The sequence below is a fragment of the Mesorhizobium sp. M7A.F.Ca.MR.245.00.0.0 genome (assembly GCF_003997415.1).
Classification (GTDB): Bacteria; Pseudomonadota; Alphaproteobacteria; order Rhizobiales; family Rhizobiaceae; genus Mesorhizobium.
The window spans coordinates 451,415-467,870 of the sequence record NZ_RZTE01000001.1; the positions used below are offsets into that span (position 1 = coordinate 451,415).

Here is a 16,456-nt window from a genome sequence, read left to right on the forward strand (position 1 = left end):
TGCCGTATAGGGGTGGTTGGGGCCGCGAAAGATCTGGTCGGATGTGCCGGTTTCGACCAGGCGTCCGCGATAGAGCACGCCGATCCTGTCGGCCATGTAGCGCACCACCCTGAGGTCGTGGCTGATGAACAGATAGGTCGTGTCCTTGTCGTGCTGCAGGTCGTTGAGCAGGTTGAGAACGGTCGCCTGGACGGAGACGTCGAGCGCGGAGGTCGGTTCATCGAGCACGACGACCTTCGGCACGCCGGCGAAGGCGCGCGCGATCGCCGCCCGCTGCCGCTGGCCGCCGGACAGCGAGCGCGATTTCTGCTCGGCCGTGACACCGGCGAGGCGGACCGAGGCCAGCAGGTCGCTGACGCGGGCTCTCACCTCGCTGCGGCGCAGGCCGGCGAGCCGCCGCAGCGGACGGCCGAGGATGCGGCCTATCCGCTGGCGCGGGTTGAGCGTGCGATCCGGCGACTGGAAGACCATCTGCACGTCGCGGCGTTCGGCAAGGTTTCTCTTCTCGACGCGCGGCGCGACCGTCCTGCCGAACAGCTCGACCGATCCGGCGCTGGGCGTCTGCAGGCCGGTGACGATGCGTGCCAGGGTCGACTTGCCCGAACCGGACTCGCCGATCAGCCCGAAGGTTTCGCCCTGGCCGATGTCGAGATCGATGCCGTGCAGCACTGGCTGGCTGCCGAAGACATGGCTGATGCCTGTGCAGGCGATCGCGATCCGGCGTTCTTTTGGCAGGCCGGCGTCTTCGCCCTGGGCTGTGGGGTGCGCTGGCACGCCGTCCGTCTCCGCCAGTCTTCCGTCCCGCTTGGTGTAGTTGAGCGCCGGGATCGAGGCGATGAGCGCCTTGGTGTAGGCGTGAGTGGGGTTGTCGAAGACATCGCCCGCAACGCCGCTTTCGACCACGGTTCCCGCCTGCATCACCGCCACCCGGTCGCAGGAGCGGCGGATCATGTTGATGTCGTGGCTGATCAGCAGGATGCTGGTTTTGTGATCCTTGCGCAGGTCGGAGAGGATGGCGATGATCTCGGACTGGACGCTGGCGTCGAGCGCCGTCGTCGGCTCATCCAGCACCAGCAGCGACGGGTCGAGCGCAATCGCGATGGCGATGTTGGCGCGCTGCTGCATGCCGCCGGAGAGTTCGTGCGGATAGAGATCCAGCACACGCTCCGGATGGCTGACGCGGACCCGGCCGAGCAGTTCGGCCGCACGCTCGCGCGCCTCGTCGAGGCGAACCGGGCGGTGCCGCATGATCGTCTCGGTGATCTGGCGGCCGATCGTCATGCTTGGATTGAGGGCCGCGCCCGGGTGCTGGTAGACCGCCGCGATATGATTTCCCCTGAGCCGGCGCAGTTGCTCGGCGGAAAGGTCGCGGATTTCGCGGCCCTGGAATTCAAGCGCTGAGGCCGCGATACGGGCGTTCTTCGGCAGATAACGCAGGATGGCGAGCGCCACAGAGCTTTTGCCCGATCCTGACTCGCCGACCAGGCCGAGCGCTTCGCCTTCGCGGATGTGCAGCGACACGCCGCTGACGGCGGGATGCGATCCCTTGCGCCCGTCATAGGCGACGGACAGCTGGTCTACGTTCAGAACCGAGGAGGACATGGAGACTTGAAACCACTTTCTTCGAGCGCTGCCATCGAGGGCAATCGCTTCCGCTTTCGGAGTGCATTATCTCTATAAAATTACTCGGATTAAGCCGAAGCGCAATCTACCTTTCATGCCTCAGGAGAGATTGTCGCCGTCTGCCGAGGCAGCGCGACGGTCTCCGGAGCAGATCTGGAAGGAGGCCGTCATGGCTCGAGACCACATGATCCTCAGCGCATTCTTCTTCAACCCGCAGGGCGATCACCGGATGTCGTGGCGCCATCCGAGGGCGCCGAGGCGGGAGGTGCTGGACTTCGAATTCTACCGCGATCTCGTGCAGGCGGCCGAGCGCGCCAGGATCGACACCATCTTCGTCGCCGACCACGTTTCGATTTGGGATTCGGTCAAGAGCGGCGTCGCCCACTACGCCAATGCCCGCCTCGAACCGCTGACGCTGCTCTCGGCGCTGGCGGGCGTGACCAAAGATATCGGCCTGATCACCACGGCATCGAGTTCCTACAGCGAGCCCTACAATGTGGCGCGCATGTTCGCCTCGCTCGACCACATCAGCAAGGGCAGGGCGTCGTGGAACGTCGTCACCTCGGCGATGGACGAGGAGGCGCGCAATTTCGGCCGCGACGGCAATATCGAACATGCGTTCCGCTACGAGCGTGCGGCCGAATTCCTCGATATCGTCAAAGCGCTGTGGGACAGCTGGGAAGACGAGGCGCTGCTGATCGACAAGGCGTCGGGCTATTTCGCCGACCCCGACAAGGTCCATCCCATCGATCACAAGGGCAAGCACTTCAAGGTCCGCGGCCCGCTCAACGTCTCGCGGCCGCCGCAGGGCCATCCGCTGATCGTCCAGGCGGGCTCCTCGGAGGACGGCAAGAACTTCGCCACCGCCCAGGCCGATGCGCACTTCGCCATCTACAGCACCAAGGAAGATGGCATCAAATACCGTCAGGATATCAACGAGCGGCTGGCCCGCCACGGCAGGCGGCCGGAGAGCTTCAAGATCCTGCCCGGCATCCTGCCTGTTGTCGCCGCCTCCGAAGCAGAAGGCCGGGAAAAGCAGGAATACCTGCAGACCTTGCTGCCGGATCAGGTCGGCATCGACCTTCTGTCCAGCTGGAGCGGGTTGGACCTGTCGCTGTTCCCGCCGGACGGGCCATTGCCGCCGCTGCCGGACGAGAGCACGTTCAACGGCGGACGCACGTCGCTCAACCGGGTCAAGCAATGGGCGAAGCAGAATCTCAGCCTGCGCGAGATCGCCCGCAAACTCGCCAACAGCGGTTCGGTGCCGACCGTCGCCGGCACGCCGGTACAGATCGCCGACCAGTTGCAGGACTGGTTCGTTTCCGGTGCCGCCGACGGCTTCAACCTGATGTTCCCGCTGCTGCCCGAGGACTGGGTGAATTTCGCCGAACAGGTGGTTCCGGAGCTGCAGCGGCGCGGCGTGTTCCCGACCGAATACGCGCCGGGAACGCTGCGCGACCGCTTCGGCCTGGCGCGACCAGCCAATCGCTTCGCCGAACAACGCGACAATGCGCGCGCGGTGTCCTGACGTCAGGCCGGGAGAACGATCATGACCGTTGCACCAAGATTGCAGCCCCGCGAAGCCACCGCGCCGCAGCTCGTCAATGTCCTGCACAGCCCCAAGCGCGTGCGCGTCAAGTTCGGCGGCCGCACCATCGCCGACAGCCGCAACGTGCTCGTGCTGCGCTCCAACCATTTCCTGCCGATCTATTTCTTCCCGCCGTCAGCGGTCGACCCGTCGGTGCTGAGACCCTCACTGCATCGCGAACCGCACCCGGTCGGTGGCGAAACCGCCTATTGGGATATCGACAGCGGTGACAGGCGCAGCGCCAACGCGGCTTGGGCGTTCGTGTCGCCACCGGATGAAAACCTGGCGCCTCTGGCCGGCCGCATCGCCTTCACCTGGAAAGCCGTCGACCAATGGTTCGAGGAGGAAGAGGAAGTCTTCGTCCACGCCCGCGATCCCTACGCACGCATCGATGTGCTGCAGAGCTCCAGCCATGTGCAGGTCTGGTTCGACGGCGAGCCGATCGCCGACAGCCACCGCCCGGTTCTGCTGTTCGAGACGCATCTGCCAACGCGTTTTTATCTGCCCGCGGAAGACATCCGGCTGGAGCGGCTGACGGCGTCCGTTACAACGACGCGATGTCCTTACAAGGGCATTGCCTCCTATTGGTCCGGCCTGCTGAGCGACGGCTCGGTGCGCCCTGACATCGCCTGGAGCTACCGGGATCCCATAGAGGAAATGCCCAAGATCAAGGGCCTCATCGCGTTCTATCCGCAGGCCGTCGACCGCATCCATCTCGACGGCGAACCCGTCGCATAGGTTTTCAATCTTCATTTCAAAGCAGGGGTTTGACATGACCAAACGCAGAGATATCGACGCAGTTCGCAACCTGTCGGGGGACATCTGGAATGTCGCCGTCGATGAATATCAGGGCGGCTTTCTCAAGCGCCGCGATCTCCTGAAATATGCAGCACTGCTCGGCCTGACGGGCTTTGCCGCCGCGCAAGGGCTTGGGGGTGCGCGCGCAGCGGGAGCCGGCGGCGGCACGGTGCGTGTCGGGCTCGGCCAGCCGACCAAGGCGATCGATCCGGTTTCGGTCACCGATCCGGCCAGCATCGGGGTGATCAGCCAGGTCGGCGAGTATCTGATCCTCGACGATCCGAAGGATGGTCTGCAGCCGAAGCTGGCTCTGTCCTGGGAAGCAAACGAGACGGCCAGTCGCTGGACCTTCAAATTGCGGCCAGGGGTGAAATTCCACAATGGCCGCGCGGTCACCGCTAGCGATGTTGTGGCGAGCTTCGAGCGGCTGGTCGATCCGGCCAGCGGCTCGTCGGCGCTGTCGGCCTACAAGGGCATCCTGTCCAAGGGCGGCGCCAAGCTGGTCGACGACGAAACCGTCGCCTTCGATCTCGACGGCCCAAACAGCAACTTCCCTTTCTATGTCTCCTCAGACGTCTACAACGCCGTCATCCTGCCGGCCGACTATGCCGGCGATTTCGAGAAGACGTTCAATGGCACCGGCCCGTTCAAGCTGGAATCCTTCCGTCCCAAGCAAGGCGCAAGCTTCGTGCGCAATGAGGACTACTGGGGCGACAAGGCGCTGCCCGACCGGGTCGAGATCAAGTTCTTCGACGACGAGCAGGCGCAGGTGCTGGCGCTGCAGGCCGGCCAGCTCGACGTCATCCCGAGCACGACGCGCCTGGAGCTGGCGATCGAGGGCAATCCCAATTTCAAGCTGCTGAGCGTGCAGGCAAGCTCGCATGATCAGGTGCATCTCAGAACCGACCAGGCGCCGTTCACCGACAAGCGCATCCGCCGCGCGCTGGCGCTCACCATCGACCGCGAGGCGGTGGTCAAGGGCCTGCTGAAGGGCCGCGCCATCGTCGGCAACGACACCCCGTTCGCGCCGATCTTCCCATCGGCCGATCCGTCGGTGCCGCAGCGCAAGCAGGACATTGCGGAAGCCAAGCGGCTGCTCGGCGAGGCGGGTGTGCCGAACGGCTTCGAGGTGACGCTGACCACCGAGCGCGCCTATGACATTCCCGACTATGCGGTGATCATCCAGAACTTCGCCAGGAAGGCCGGCATCGACGTCAAGCTCAACGTCCTGCCGCAGGACGCCTATTACGGCTCGGCGACCTTCGGTAGCTCGCCCTGGCTGGATTCGGTGCTCGGCATCACCGACTACGGCCATCGCGGCACGCCCGACATCTTCCTCAACGCCACGCTGAAGAGTTCGGGAGCCTGGAACGCGGCGCATTTCAACAACCCGGCCTATGATGCGCTGCTGCTCGACTACTCTAAGGCGCGTGATCTGCAGGCACAGCGCCTCGTTGCCGGCAAGATCCAGACCTTGCTGCTCGACGAGACGCCGGCGATCGTCAGCTACTTCTCGCAATACAGCCGGATCGTCAGCTCGAAGGTCGAGGGCGTGCGCTTCACCGCGATCTCGCATCTGCTGCTCGACCGCGTTTCCTTCGTCCAGGCATGATCGCGACATGCTGACCGGTCGCATTCTGTCAGCGCGTCTGGGCACACTTGTCCTCACGCTGTGGCTGGTCAGCATCCTGGTGTTCTTCGCCGGGCAGGTCCTGCCCGGCGATGTCGGCCGTGTGATGCTCGGGCCTTTTGCCGATGCGCAGGCGGTGGCGGAACTGAACAAGCGGCTGGGCGCCGATCAGCCGGTTCTCGTCCAGTACTGGCTCTGGTTCAGCAAGGCCGTCACCGGTGACTTCGGCACCTCGCTGTCGATGCGCGGGCCGGTGGCGCCCTTCGTGCTGGAAAGCCTCAAGCGCTCCGCCGCCCTTGCCGGCATTATTCTGATTTTTCTCATTCCGCTGGGCGTTGGTGCCGGCGTCGTTGCCGGTCTCAATGCGGGCCGCTTGATCGACCGGCTGATCGTGATGGCAGGCGTCTCCTTCGGCATTGTGCCTGATTTCGTTTCTGGCCTGATGCTGCTCATCGTTTTCGGCCTGTGGCTGAACTGGTTCCCGATCTCCGGTGTTGCGCCCGATGGCGCGGGCTTCTGGACGCATGGCTATTATCTGATCCTGCCGGCGCTGCCGCTGGTGCTGAACCTTGCCGGCTACATCGCCCGGATGACGCGGGCAGGAGTGATCGAGGCAATGGCCGCCGATTATACGCGCACCGCCGTCCTGAAAGGGCTCAAGCGGCGCGAGATCATCTTTCGGCACGTGCTGCGCAACGCGCTGACGCCGACCATCGCGGTGCTGGCGACGCAGACCGGCTACATGCTTGGCGGGCTGGTGGTGATCGAGGCGCTGTTCGGCATCCAGGGGCTTGGCAATCTGGTTCTGAATGCGGCCAAGGCACGCGATTTCCCGATGCTCGAGGCCGGCGTGCTGGTGATGGCGGCAATCTTCGTGCTGTCGGCGGCGGCCGGCGACCTCGTACTGGCGCTGCTCGATCCGCGGCAACGCCGCCGGACCTCGCCATGACAGATCTGGCGGAGTTTCCCGCACCACCGCGCTCCGTGGCCGGCTTTCCGGCAGTGCGCCGGATCCGCAGTGCTTTCGCCGGATTGCCGCCGTCGGTCGTGGTCGGATCGCTGCTGCTTCTGTTCTGGGTCGTGTGCGCCATAGCAGGCAACCTCTTCGTTCCCTACGATCCCTATGCCGAGGATTTCCTGGCGATGCTGACGCCGCCCGACGCGCTGCACTGGTTCGGGACCGATCAGCTCGGCCGCGACGTGCTGTCGCGCATTGTCGTCGGGTCGCGCGACATCCTGCTGGTTGCGCCGCTGGCGACGCTGGCCGGTGTCGCCGCCGGCAGCATCATCGGGTTGGTGCTCGGCTATTTCGACGGCCTGGTCGATGCCATCGGCGCGCGGCTGCTCGATACGCTGATGGCGTTTCCGTTCATCGTTCTCGTCACCATGACGCTGGTGGCCATCGGCCCGTCCAATCTAACGGTCATCCTGGTGATCGGCATCGCCTACGCGCCGCTGGTGGCGCGCACCGTCCGCGCCGCCGTGCGCGAGCAGAAGGAGCGCGACTATGTCAGCGCTGCGCGGCTTGGCGGCGAGGGCCCGCTCGCCATCATGTTTCTGGAGATACTGCCCAACATCAGGGAAACGATCTTGATCGAGCTGGTCACAAGGCTGGGCTACGCGTTCTTTTCGATCGCGACGCTGAGCTTTCTCGGCCTCGGCATCCAGCCGCCATCGGCCGACTGGGGACTGGCCGTCGCCGACGGCTACGGCTTCCTGACCGGGGGCAAATGGTGGGTCGTCGTCTTCAATTCCGCTGCAATCGTCTCACTGGTCATGGCGACCAACCTGATCGCGCAAGGCATCGGCGCGTTTGAAAATAGCGATGCATGAGCCTGGATTGGGCGCGTCGAAAAATCTCTTTTGCATTGAAGCCTGACGCGCATCCTTATATCGCATGGCTATGAAGAAAATCGGTTTCCTGTCATTCGGGCACTGGACGCCCTCGTCGCAATCGCAAGTGCGCTCGGCATCGGACGCGCTTTTGCAATCCATCGAGCTGGCGATCGCCGCCGAGCAACTGGGGGCGGATGGCGCCTATTTCCGCGTGCATCATTTCGCCCGCCAGCTCGCGTCGCCGTTCCCGTTGCTGGCAGCCGTCGGCGCCAAGACCAGCCGCATCGAGATCGGCACCGCCGTCATCGACATGCGCTACGAGAACCCGCTCTACATGGCCGAGGACGCCGGTGCTGCCGACATCATCGCCGGCGGCCGCCTGCAGCTCGGCATCAGCCGTGGCTCGCCCGAACAGGTGATCGATGGCTGGCGCCATTTCGGCTACGCGCCGCCGGAAGGCAAAAGCGACGCCGACATGGCGCGGCATCACGCCGAGGTCTTCCTCGAGACGCTGCGGGGCGAGGGGTTCGCCCAACCCAATCCGCGGCCGATGTTCCCCAATCCGCCCGGCCTCTTACGCCTCGAGCCGCATTCGGAGGGTTTGCGCGAGCGGATCTGGTGGGGTGCGGCCACCAACGCCACGTCGGAATGGGCGGCCAAGCTCGGCATGAACCTGCAGAGTTCGACGCTCAAATTCGACGAGAGCGGCAAGCCGTTCCACATCCAGCAGGCCGAGCAGATTCGGATCTATCGCGAGGCCTGGAAAGCGGCCGGCCACAGCCGCGAGCCGCGCGTCTCGGTCAGCCGCAGCATCTTCGCGCTGGTCGACGATCGCGACCGCGCCTATTTCGGTCGCGGCAATGAGAGCCGCGACCAGATCGGCTATATCGAGGAGAACACCAAAGCGATCTTCGGGCGCAGCTACGCGGCCGAGCCGGATGTGCTGATTAAGGAATTGGCGCAGGACGAGGCGATCGCCGAGGCCGACACGCTGCTGCTCACCGTTCCGAACCAGCTCGGCGTCGACTACAATGCGCATGTCATCGAGGCGATCCTGACCCATGTCGCTCCAGCGCTGGGCTGGCGCTGACGCCGGATCGATCAGGGCCGAGTTTTCCAGGGAGGTACACAATGCCAAAGAAGGCCTTGATCGCCTGGGGCGGCTGGGAGGGCCATACGCCGGAGCAGAGCGCGAAGGTCGTTCGCACCTTGCTTGAGCGAAACGGCTTCGACGTCACGCTGGGTGAGGGCACGGCGATGTTCGCCGATCCGGAGCTTGCTTCCTTCGATCTCATCGTGCCCGTCATCACGATGTCGACGATCGAAAAGGCCGAGCTGCAGAACCTGACGCTTGCGGTTCGCGGGGGAAGCGGGCTCGGCGGTTTCCACGGCACTATGGGCGACAGTTTCCGCAACGAGCCCGACTATCAGTTCATGACCGGCGGCCAATGGGTGGCGCACCCCGGCAATATCATCGACTATACTGTCGCGATCACCAGGCCGGACGAGCCGATCACATCGGGCATCAGCGATTTCGCCTACCGGTCGGAGCAGTATTACATGCATGTCGACCCGAGCAACGAAGTGCTGGCGACCACCACCTTCACCGACGCGCATTTTCCTGGGATAGGCGGCGTCGTCATGCCGGTCGTCTGGAAACGGCGCTATGGGGCGGGGAAGGTTTTCTACAGTTCCCTTGGTCACACTGCGGATGAGTTCGCGGTGCCGGAAATGGCGCTGATGGTGGAGCGGGGTTTGCTTTGGGCGGCGCGGGGGTAGCCTCTGTCAGTCACCAATTGCGAAAGGCGAGCGGCGAACCGCGGAGGCAGCGAGGTCTGAATTCCTGCAATGGCTAGAAAGTCGGCCGCTGTCGAACTACCATCCGGTGAACAGCAAAGGGGGGTGGAATGGATCATCAGCGGACAGTATTCTTGGTCGGAGGGGGTACGGGCGGAGACGAGCAAGCCGTGTTCACGCTGCACGTGAACGGCGCTGCCTGCAATCTGAAATGCAGTTATCGGGACAAGGTGATCGAGGCAGAAGAGGAAGACTTTTTCGAGGCTCTGTTCCAAATCCGTCAGGCACTCGAAGTCGATGGCCTGCTACCCTTCTGTTACGGAGCAAGCGCCAATGTTTATCCGGAAAATACCGTGATGGAGAAAAGTCGCGGATTGATAGCCTGCAAGGTGAAGACGGGGCAATTTCCGCAAGAGAGCGATCTGGTCGACATATTTGATGATGGCGTCGACGTGGTTCCGGTTTTCGTCCATATGCAGCAGGAATTTTGGGAAGAATGGCTGACTTCGCTGCCTTCCTAGCGGCTGGCGTTCATCCAATCCCTCCGGTTACCAGATAGGCGCCGGCGCTGCGCCCATCCTCCAGCCGCACAATAGCCGTCACGATCGAGCCATACGAGCCACGCCAGACGCTGTGGAAGCGCTGGTGCTCTGCGGCCGGAACCAATGCCTGTCCACAGGAGCGCGCTCCGCTTCGCTGCATGGCGACAGGCTCGCCGTTGACATGCACCTTGACGCTGGCGTTTTCCGCCTCGGCGTCGATCGGCAGGTCGAGCGTGATGGTGATCTCGTCCTGATCGCCGGTCGTGCGCGTCTCGGCGGCAAGCGCGATGACGAGCGGAGGTGCCTTGCCGTTACCGGTTTGCGTGGGCCGGCGGGAAAATACATCTTCAGTCAGTTCCGGCGTGCGTGGGGGCAGGGTGCGGCGCCGGGTCGACTGTTCGAAATCGCCGGCCATGCGCAACAACCTGACATCATCATAGGCCTTGCCGGCGAAAGTCAGGCCGACCGGCATGCCGATATCGGCCATGGTTCCCATCGGCACGGTGACGGTGGGGATGCCGAAATGGCGCCAGACCAGATTGCCGTTGGCGACCCAGGTGCCATTGCGCCAGGCAAGGGCGGCGGACGCCTCGTCGATGTCTGCATCGGCCGGTCCGACATCGGCGGTCGCGGGCAGCACCACGGCGTCGATGCCATGGGCGTCCAGCCAGTCCTCGAAATCGATCCGCCTTGTCGCTTCGAGCCCCTTCAGGCCTTCTTCAATCGTCGGGATTTCCGTGACGGGCGTGACGCCGGACCGCGCCCGCTCGACATATTCCCTCAGGTCGAAGCCGCCCTCATAGCGGTCGGGCAGCGTGCCCGGCGGCTGCGGGAAGATCTTTGGGCCGTCGACCGAGACGAGATCGGGCAAAGACGGGTCGGCATTGGCGTGCAAAAAGTCGTCCCAGCCCCAGATGCAGAGATCCCAGAGTTCGCGCTCGGCGAACTCCTGGGGCATCAGCCCGCGCTCGACCATGGTGCGAGCACCCGGGCGGTCGCGCTCATAGTTGGAAACGACGGGAAAATCGACCTCGACCACCTCGGCGCCAAGCCGCGCGAGATAGGCCGCTGCCTGTTGCCACAGGGCAAGCACCGAGGCGCGGGTTTCGATCGGCGCATCGGCCTCGCTGTCGCGGCCGATATACATTCTGGGCACGCCGAGCCGCTTGCCTTTCAACGACCCCGCCAGTGCGAGATCGGTATAGCGGGGCGGCCGCACAGCGGAGCTTTTCGGCAGCTCGACCCAGGGCTGCGCGCGCCAGAAATCGCCTCGCGTCTCGGGATCGTCGGCGACGATCACGTCGAGCAGTTCGAGCATGTCGGGCATTGTCCGCGCGTGCGGCACCACGACATCCATGGTCGGCACCAGGGGCCAGTTGCCGCGCACCGAAATGACGCCGCGCGACGGGGTGTAGGCGACCAGTGCATTGTTGGTGGCCGGCGCGCGGCCGGACGACCAGGTTTCTTCGCCAAGCCCGAAGGCGCAGAAGCTGGCCGCCGTCGCCGTGCCGGAGCCATTGGACGAGCCCGACGCGAAGGCGGCGGTCAGATAGTCGCCATTGTAGGGGCTCTCGGCGCGACCGTAGACGCCGCGCTGCATGCCGCCATTGGCCATTGGCGGCATGTTGGTCAGCCCGATCAGCACGGCGCCGCCGGCGCGCAGCCGGGCGATGGTGAAGGCGTCCTCATTGGCGATGAGATGCTCGAAGGCGGGCGAACCGGCGGCCACCGTCAGGCCTGACACCTTGTAGCTGTCCTTGGCGGTGTAGGGGATGCCGTCGAGCGGTCCGAGCACGGCGCCGTTGCGGCGGCGCCGGTCGGAGGCTGCCGCCTCCTCGAACATATCAGGATTGAGCACTGGGACGGCATTGAGGCTGATGCCGTGGCGGTCGAAATGCCCGATGCGCCTGAGATAAGCCCCGACCAGTTCGACGCTGGTGACGGTGCCGTCATCAAGCGCGCGGCGCAGTTGGTCGATCGTCGCTTCGACGAGATGAAGGCTGGCATCGGTCATCACAGGTTCCACATTTCCACGCAGCATGGATGAGCGAGGCAGCTGGCTTCGGCAAGAGCCTATCGCGGTCTTCTCCGGAACTTTTGTCCGGCTGGTGGTTTTGGATGTATGGTGTGATTCCGGAATGGCCAGGAGGGTATTGGCATGACCACCAAATGCGTTGCGATCCTAGCTCTCGCTGTCGCCATGGGCTCAAGCGCTTGCGCCCCGGCTTTCGCTGGCGACCGGCACCACGACCGCCGGGTCCAATCCGAACGCTACGTTCCCGCCGAAGGCGATCTCATCGACATCCTGTTCGGCGGCCCGCGCTACTACGATCAGCAGTTGGTGACGACGGCCGCCGGCGCGTGCTCCTATCATCGCGTCGGACCCGACGCGAATGCGGTGAACAAGATCAACGACCATCACTGTGGGAAGTAGGCGGCAGGCGGCGCCTCAGCGCCCGCCACTTTCTTTCATCCGCTCGATGATCTCGGCCATCAGCGCGAGGTCGCGGCGTGAATCGGCGAGGTCGGTCAGAGGCTTTGTGCCTTCGGTGATGTGGCGGTGGAAAATCTCGAGTTCATTCGAGAAAGCATCGCCGTAGAGAGGCCCGAAGGTTTTCGTCACCGGGCCGAGCGGGCCGGCATCGGTGACCTCCAGCCGCGTCGGCAGGCTTCGGATGTAGGGCGTGTCGTAGAGAATGCGCACACGCCTGGTGTTCGAGCGCACCTCGATCATGGCGTCGAACAGGCCGAGATCGTCGACCACCGCGTCGTAGAGACAAGCGAAATGGCCGTAGTCGAAGGTGACTGATGTGTTGGCGCCGCCATTGGTGCGGTGCGCGGCCAGCACGCGCGCCGGCTCGCCGATCAGCCCGCGCATCGCCGAAATGTGATGCGAGGAAAGTGCCGTCAGCCCGCGATAGGCGCGCACCAGATCGGCCGGCGCGTCGGCGCCGACCACCTCGCGGATCAGCGCGTCGCGTTCGCTTGCGCCACGCGCCAGCAGGGTAGGGTCTATGTCGTTGGGATAGAGGACGTTCTGGCTCTTCTTGAGAAAGTGCCGGCCTTCCGAGATCAGGTCGAAGATTCGGACATGGGTGATGTCGGCGTATGCCGGCAGTTCGTCCTTGGCCGCCAGATAGGCCGGCGCGTAGCGGCGCATATAGCCGACGAACAGGGTCTTGTCGTAGCCCGGCATCAGCGCCAGCAGATCGTCGATTTCGCGCACCGTCAGGCAGGCGGGCTTTTCCAGCAGGATATGCTTGTTGGCAGCAATCGCCGCCCGCACGAAGCGGCTGTGGGTGTCGTCGGACGACAGCACGAACACCGCGTCGATGTCGGGCGAACTAATCAGCGCCTCGGCCGTGTCGAAGGCCTTTGCCGTCGCAAATTCGGAGGTGACGAGTGACACCAGGCTGGGCGACACGTCGTACACGCCCGCGATCACCCAGCGGTCGCGCTGATCGCCCAGCACAGGCAGATGGATCGACTGCGCGACCTCCCCAAGACCTATCAGTCCGACACGAATTGGTGCCACAGGCGAACTCCCTTTGATTTCAAGTCTGATGCTGCAGGACTATGCCGCGCCGGTTACCAGCGCGACGAGCTCGTTTCCGGACGTCTCGGAAGCGCGCACGGTCGCCGCCATCTTTCCCGCCCGCATCACCCAGATCTGGTCGGACAGGCGGCGGACCTGATCGAAATTGTGGCTGACCAGGATGACTGAGACCGACTGCTCGCGCAGACGCCGGATCAGAGCCTCGACATTGGCGGTCTCCTGCACGCCGAGTGCTGCCGTCGGTTCGTCCATCACCACCAGCTTGGCGCCGGAGCCGACAGCGCGGCAGATCGAGATCGCCTGCCGCTGGCCGCCCGACAAGCGCCGCACACGCTGGCTGATCGACGGCACGTTGATCGACAGCCGCGACAGCATGGAACGGGCCTCGCGCTTCATCGCCTTGCGATCGAGGAAAGCGAACGGCCCGATGCGGCGCACGATCTCGCGGTTGAGGAACAGGTTCTGCGCGACCGTCAATTCGTCGATCAGCGCCAGGTTCTGGTGCACGGTCTCGATGCCGGCCTTGCGTGCCTCGTCGGGGTTGGCGAAGGGCCGCGCCCGTCCGTCGAAGAACAAATTGCCGGTGTCCGGCTGATGCACGCCGACCAGGCTGCGGATCAGCGTCGACTTGCCGGCGCCATTGTCGCCGATGACGGCGGTCACCTCGCCGCGGCGGGCCTGGAAGGCGACGTCGGTGAAGGCGCGGATGCCGCCGAAATGCTTGCTCAGCCCTTCGCAGGCGATGATCGCCTCAGCGGCGGGGATGTGATGGGGCGCGCTCATTTCTGATACCGCATGATCAGGGCCGCCAGCACCACGATGGCGCCCACGGCAAGCGGTTGGTAGAAAGCCGAGACGTTGAGCAAGGTCAGGCCGTTGACGAGTGCTGTGAGCATCAGCGCGCCGATCGCCGGTCCCAGAATGCTGGCGCGGCCGCCGAACAGGCTGACGCCGCCCAGCACCACCGCCGCCACCGAATTCAAGAGCAGGCTGGTGTTGATCTGCGGTTCGGCCGAGCCGATGCGGGCGACCAGAAGAATGGCCGCGATGCCGGCGCAGAAGCCCGAGACTGTATAGGCGGCAATCTTGACCCGGTTGGTGCGGATGCCGAGCGCGCCGGCACTTTCGGTCTGGCCGCCGGTCGCCAGCAGATGCACGCCGAAGCGTGTGTGGTAGAGTGCGATATGCGCGACGATGACGGCTGCGATCGCTACCCAGACCGGATAACCGAACGGTCCGAGCGAGCCGGAAGCGAGCCTGAGCAGGAAGGTCGAGCCGACCATGGTCGGTTCGCCGCCCGACAGGATGAGGCCAAGGCCGGTGATGCCCGACAGCGTGCCGAGCGTCACCACGAAGTCGGGGATCTTGCCTGCCGTGATGATCAGCCCGTTAAGAAAGCCGACGGCGCTGGTGGCGAGAACCGCGAGCACGCAGGCGATGAAGATGCCGTAGCCGGCGGCGTTGACGAGGCCGAGGATGATGGCGCCGAGCATGACCGCTGCCGCCAGCGACAGGTCGATGCCCGAGGTGGCGATGACGAAGGTCTGGCCGATCGACAGCACCACCAGGATCGCAGCCGCCAGCAACAGCGCCTGCAGATTGGCGACGCTGAGAAAGACCGGTTGGGCGATGCCGAAGACGATGACGAGGCCGACCAGGCCGACGACGGATGCCCAGTCGGCCCAGAAGGAGGGATCGAGGAGGAGAGCCGCCAGGGAGGGACGGCTCTCCTCCGCCCCCGCCGAATGGGCGGCGGGTGCGTTGTCTGCTGGTGTGCTCACTTCAGCATCTCGCGGAAGGGATCGGGATAGTCGCCGCCGGGACGCGGGAAGTTCTTCAGCGAGGCTTCGGCATTGTCCTTGTTGATCAACAGTACCGGCGCCGGCACGTTGGCCGGCAGTTCCTTGCCCATGGCTGCCACTGCACAGGCCTCGAGGCCCATGGCACCGACGACATAGGGATATTGGGCGACGGTGGCGGTGAGTTCGCCTGCCGCAATCGACTTGAGCGCGTCGACGATGCCGTCGAGGCCGATCACCTTGACGTCCTTGCCCGAGGTCCGCACGGCGCGCTCGACGCCGAGCGCCATGATGTCGTTGGCGGCGAAGAAGCCGGCGAGGTCCGGATGGGCAGCGAGGATATCGGTAGCGGCGGTCAGCGCCTTTTCGCGATCCCAGTCGGCGGTGACCATCACCACGATGTCGAGTTTACCTTCCACCGCCTGCTTGAAGCCCTTGATGCGGGCGTTGGAGCCGACATCCCCGACGATGCCGGCGACCAGCGCGACCTTGGAGCCCTTCGGCACCAGCTTCAGCATCTCTTCGCCGGCCAGCGCGCCGGCGGCGACATTGTCGGTGCCGATATAGGTCGAGACGACAAAGCCGGCGGCCTTGGCCTGTTCGGGGTCTATGGTCGAGTCGATGTTGACGATCGGCTTCTTCTTCTGGGCGACCGGCACCAGCGCCTGGACGAGATTGGAGACGCTGATCGGGTTGACCAGGTAGCAATCGAAATCCTGCATGGCCATGGCGGTCAGGCGGTCGGCCTGGCCGGTGGCGTCACCCATATTGGCGGCGGCCTGGACGCTGACACTCACGCCGTTTGCCTTGGCCTGTTCCTCGATGCCCTTCTGCATGGTCTGGAAGAACGGATTGTCGAGGCCTTTGACGATGGCCGCGACTTTCGCCGTATCCTCGGCATGGGCGGGCGCTGCGACGATGGCTGCAAGCATGCCTGCGCCAAGCAGGTTCGTGCCAAGCTTCAGGCAATTGAACATACGCATGGTTTTTCCTCCTCCTGATTGTTTTATGGGCTGCATCAATGTCGCTGTCCGGTGACTGCAATGTTAGACGGCGCGCAAGCGACCCCGGCGCCTGGCGCGATGGTTCGCCAACAGATTGCTGCCCGCTTTGGAATGTGCGGACTGCAGCCCAGGTCGGGCACTTTTCGATGTCAGGCATTGCTCCTCCCAGAGCGCCGGCCGATGCCAATCCGGCATTTGCGCATGTTTTATAAAAAATTGACACGCGTCAAGATTTAAAAGTGGTGCGTAGCGATTTTGGCTATGCACCCTGGGGGCATGACTG

The 16,456-nt window shown here is 64.4% G+C and carries 15 protein-coding genes; 9 read left to right on the forward strand and 6 right to left on the reverse strand.

The window, feature by feature from the left end; genetic code table 11:
• Positions 1 to 1,602 (reverse strand): ABC transporter ATP-binding protein (locus EOB80_RS02170; protein WP_245466225.1); only part of this gene is annotated, 1,602 nt, incomplete at its 3' end.
• Positions 1,603 to 1,792: 190 nt separating this feature from the next.
• Between EOB80_RS02170 and EOB80_RS02175 the strand changes: the two genes are divergently transcribed.
• From EOB80_RS02175 to EOB80_RS02210, 8 genes are all read left to right on the forward strand, one after another.
• A complete protein-coding gene (locus EOB80_RS02175; protein WP_127326503.1) occupies positions 1,793 to 3,151 on the forward strand; it encodes an LLM class flavin-dependent oxidoreductase in 1,359 nt (452 codons plus the stop codon).
• 21 nt (positions 3,152 to 3,172) lie between these two features.
• The gene (locus EOB80_RS02180; RefSeq protein WP_127320795.1) at positions 3,173 to 3,949 is read left to right on the forward strand and encodes a DUF427 domain-containing protein; all 777 of its coding nucleotides are present in this window, start codon (positions 3,173 to 3,175) and stop codon (positions 3,947 to 3,949) included.
• 34 nt (positions 3,950 to 3,983) lie between these two features.
• Positions 3,984 to 5,621, forward strand: coding sequence for an ABC transporter substrate-binding protein (locus EOB80_RS02185; protein WP_127326504.1), 1,638 nt, complete (start codon positions 3,984 to 3,986; stop codon positions 5,619 to 5,621).
• A 7-nt stretch (positions 5,622 to 5,628) separates the two neighbouring features.
• Complete coding sequence (locus tag EOB80_RS02190; RefSeq protein ID WP_127326505.1) at positions 5,629 to 6,588, forward strand: ABC transporter permease; 960 nt, start codon at positions 5,629 to 5,631, stop codon at positions 6,586 to 6,588.
• Positions 6,585 to 7,472 (forward strand): ABC transporter permease, encoded by an 888-nt coding sequence (locus EOB80_RS02195; protein WP_127326506.1) that lies wholly within the window; start codon positions 6,585 to 6,587, stop codon positions 7,470 to 7,472. The genes EOB80_RS02190 and EOB80_RS02195 overlap by 4 nt, the downstream gene beginning before the upstream one ends.
• A 70-nt stretch (positions 7,473 to 7,542) precedes the next feature.
• On the forward strand, positions 7,543 to 8,565 hold the full coding sequence (locus EOB80_RS02200; RefSeq protein ID WP_164762490.1) for an LLM class flavin-dependent oxidoreductase: 1,023 nt from the start codon (positions 7,543 to 7,545) through the stop codon (positions 8,563 to 8,565).
• A gap of 41 nt (positions 8,566 to 8,606) precedes the next feature.
• Positions 8,607 to 9,254: a ThuA domain-containing protein gene (locus tag EOB80_RS02205; RefSeq protein WP_127326508.1), complete on the forward strand. Its 648-nt coding sequence runs from the start codon at positions 8,607 to 8,609 to the stop codon at positions 9,252 to 9,254.
• Positions 9,255 to 9,442: 188 nt separating this feature from the next.
• Positions 9,443 to 9,793, forward strand: coding sequence for a hypothetical protein (locus tag EOB80_RS02210; RefSeq protein ID WP_245466226.1), 351 nt, complete (start codon positions 9,443 to 9,445; stop codon positions 9,791 to 9,793).
• Between the two features lie 10 nt (positions 9,794 to 9,803).
• On the opposite strand, the gene EOB80_RS02215 is transcribed toward EOB80_RS02210, so the two are convergent.
• The gene (locus EOB80_RS02215; protein ID WP_127326510.1) at positions 9,804 to 11,828 is read right to left on the reverse strand and encodes an amidase; all 2,025 of its coding nucleotides are present in this window, start codon (positions 11,826 to 11,828) and stop codon (positions 9,804 to 9,806) included.
• Positions 11,829 to 11,972: 144 nt separating this feature from the next.
• On the opposite strand from EOB80_RS02215, the gene EOB80_RS02220 reads away from it, so the two are divergent.
• Positions 11,973 to 12,248: a hypothetical protein gene (locus tag EOB80_RS02220; RefSeq protein ID WP_127269574.1), complete on the forward strand. Its 276-nt coding sequence runs from the start codon at positions 11,973 to 11,975 to the stop codon at positions 12,246 to 12,248.
• 15 nt (positions 12,249 to 12,263) lie between these two features.
• On the opposite strand, the gene EOB80_RS02225 is transcribed toward EOB80_RS02220, so the two are convergent.
• Genes EOB80_RS02225 through EOB80_RS02240 form a run of 4 tightly spaced genes read right to left on the reverse strand, consistent with a single transcriptional unit; the run spans position 12,264 to position 16,152 of the window.
• A complete protein-coding gene (locus EOB80_RS02225) occupies positions 12,264 to 13,349 on the reverse strand; it encodes a Gfo/Idh/MocA family oxidoreductase (protein WP_127326511.1) in 1,086 nt (361 codons plus the stop codon).
• A 39-nt stretch (positions 13,350 to 13,388) separates the two neighbouring features.
• Complete coding sequence (locus EOB80_RS02230) at positions 13,389 to 14,153, reverse strand: ATP-binding cassette domain-containing protein (protein WP_127319370.1); 765 nt, start codon at positions 14,151 to 14,153, stop codon at positions 13,389 to 13,391.
• Positions 14,150 to 15,151, reverse strand: a complete 1,002-nt coding sequence (locus EOB80_RS02235; protein WP_127326512.1) for an ABC transporter permease — start codon at positions 15,149 to 15,151, stop codon at positions 14,150 to 14,152. Before EOB80_RS02235 ends, EOB80_RS02230 begins: the two co-directional genes overlap by 4 nt.
• Positions 15,148 to 16,152: a substrate-binding domain-containing protein gene (locus EOB80_RS02240; protein WP_127326513.1), complete on the reverse strand. Its 1,005-nt coding sequence runs from the start codon at positions 16,150 to 16,152 to the stop codon at positions 15,148 to 15,150. Before EOB80_RS02240 ends, EOB80_RS02235 begins: the two co-directional genes overlap by 4 nt.
• Positions 16,153 to 16,456: the final 304 nt, after the last annotated feature.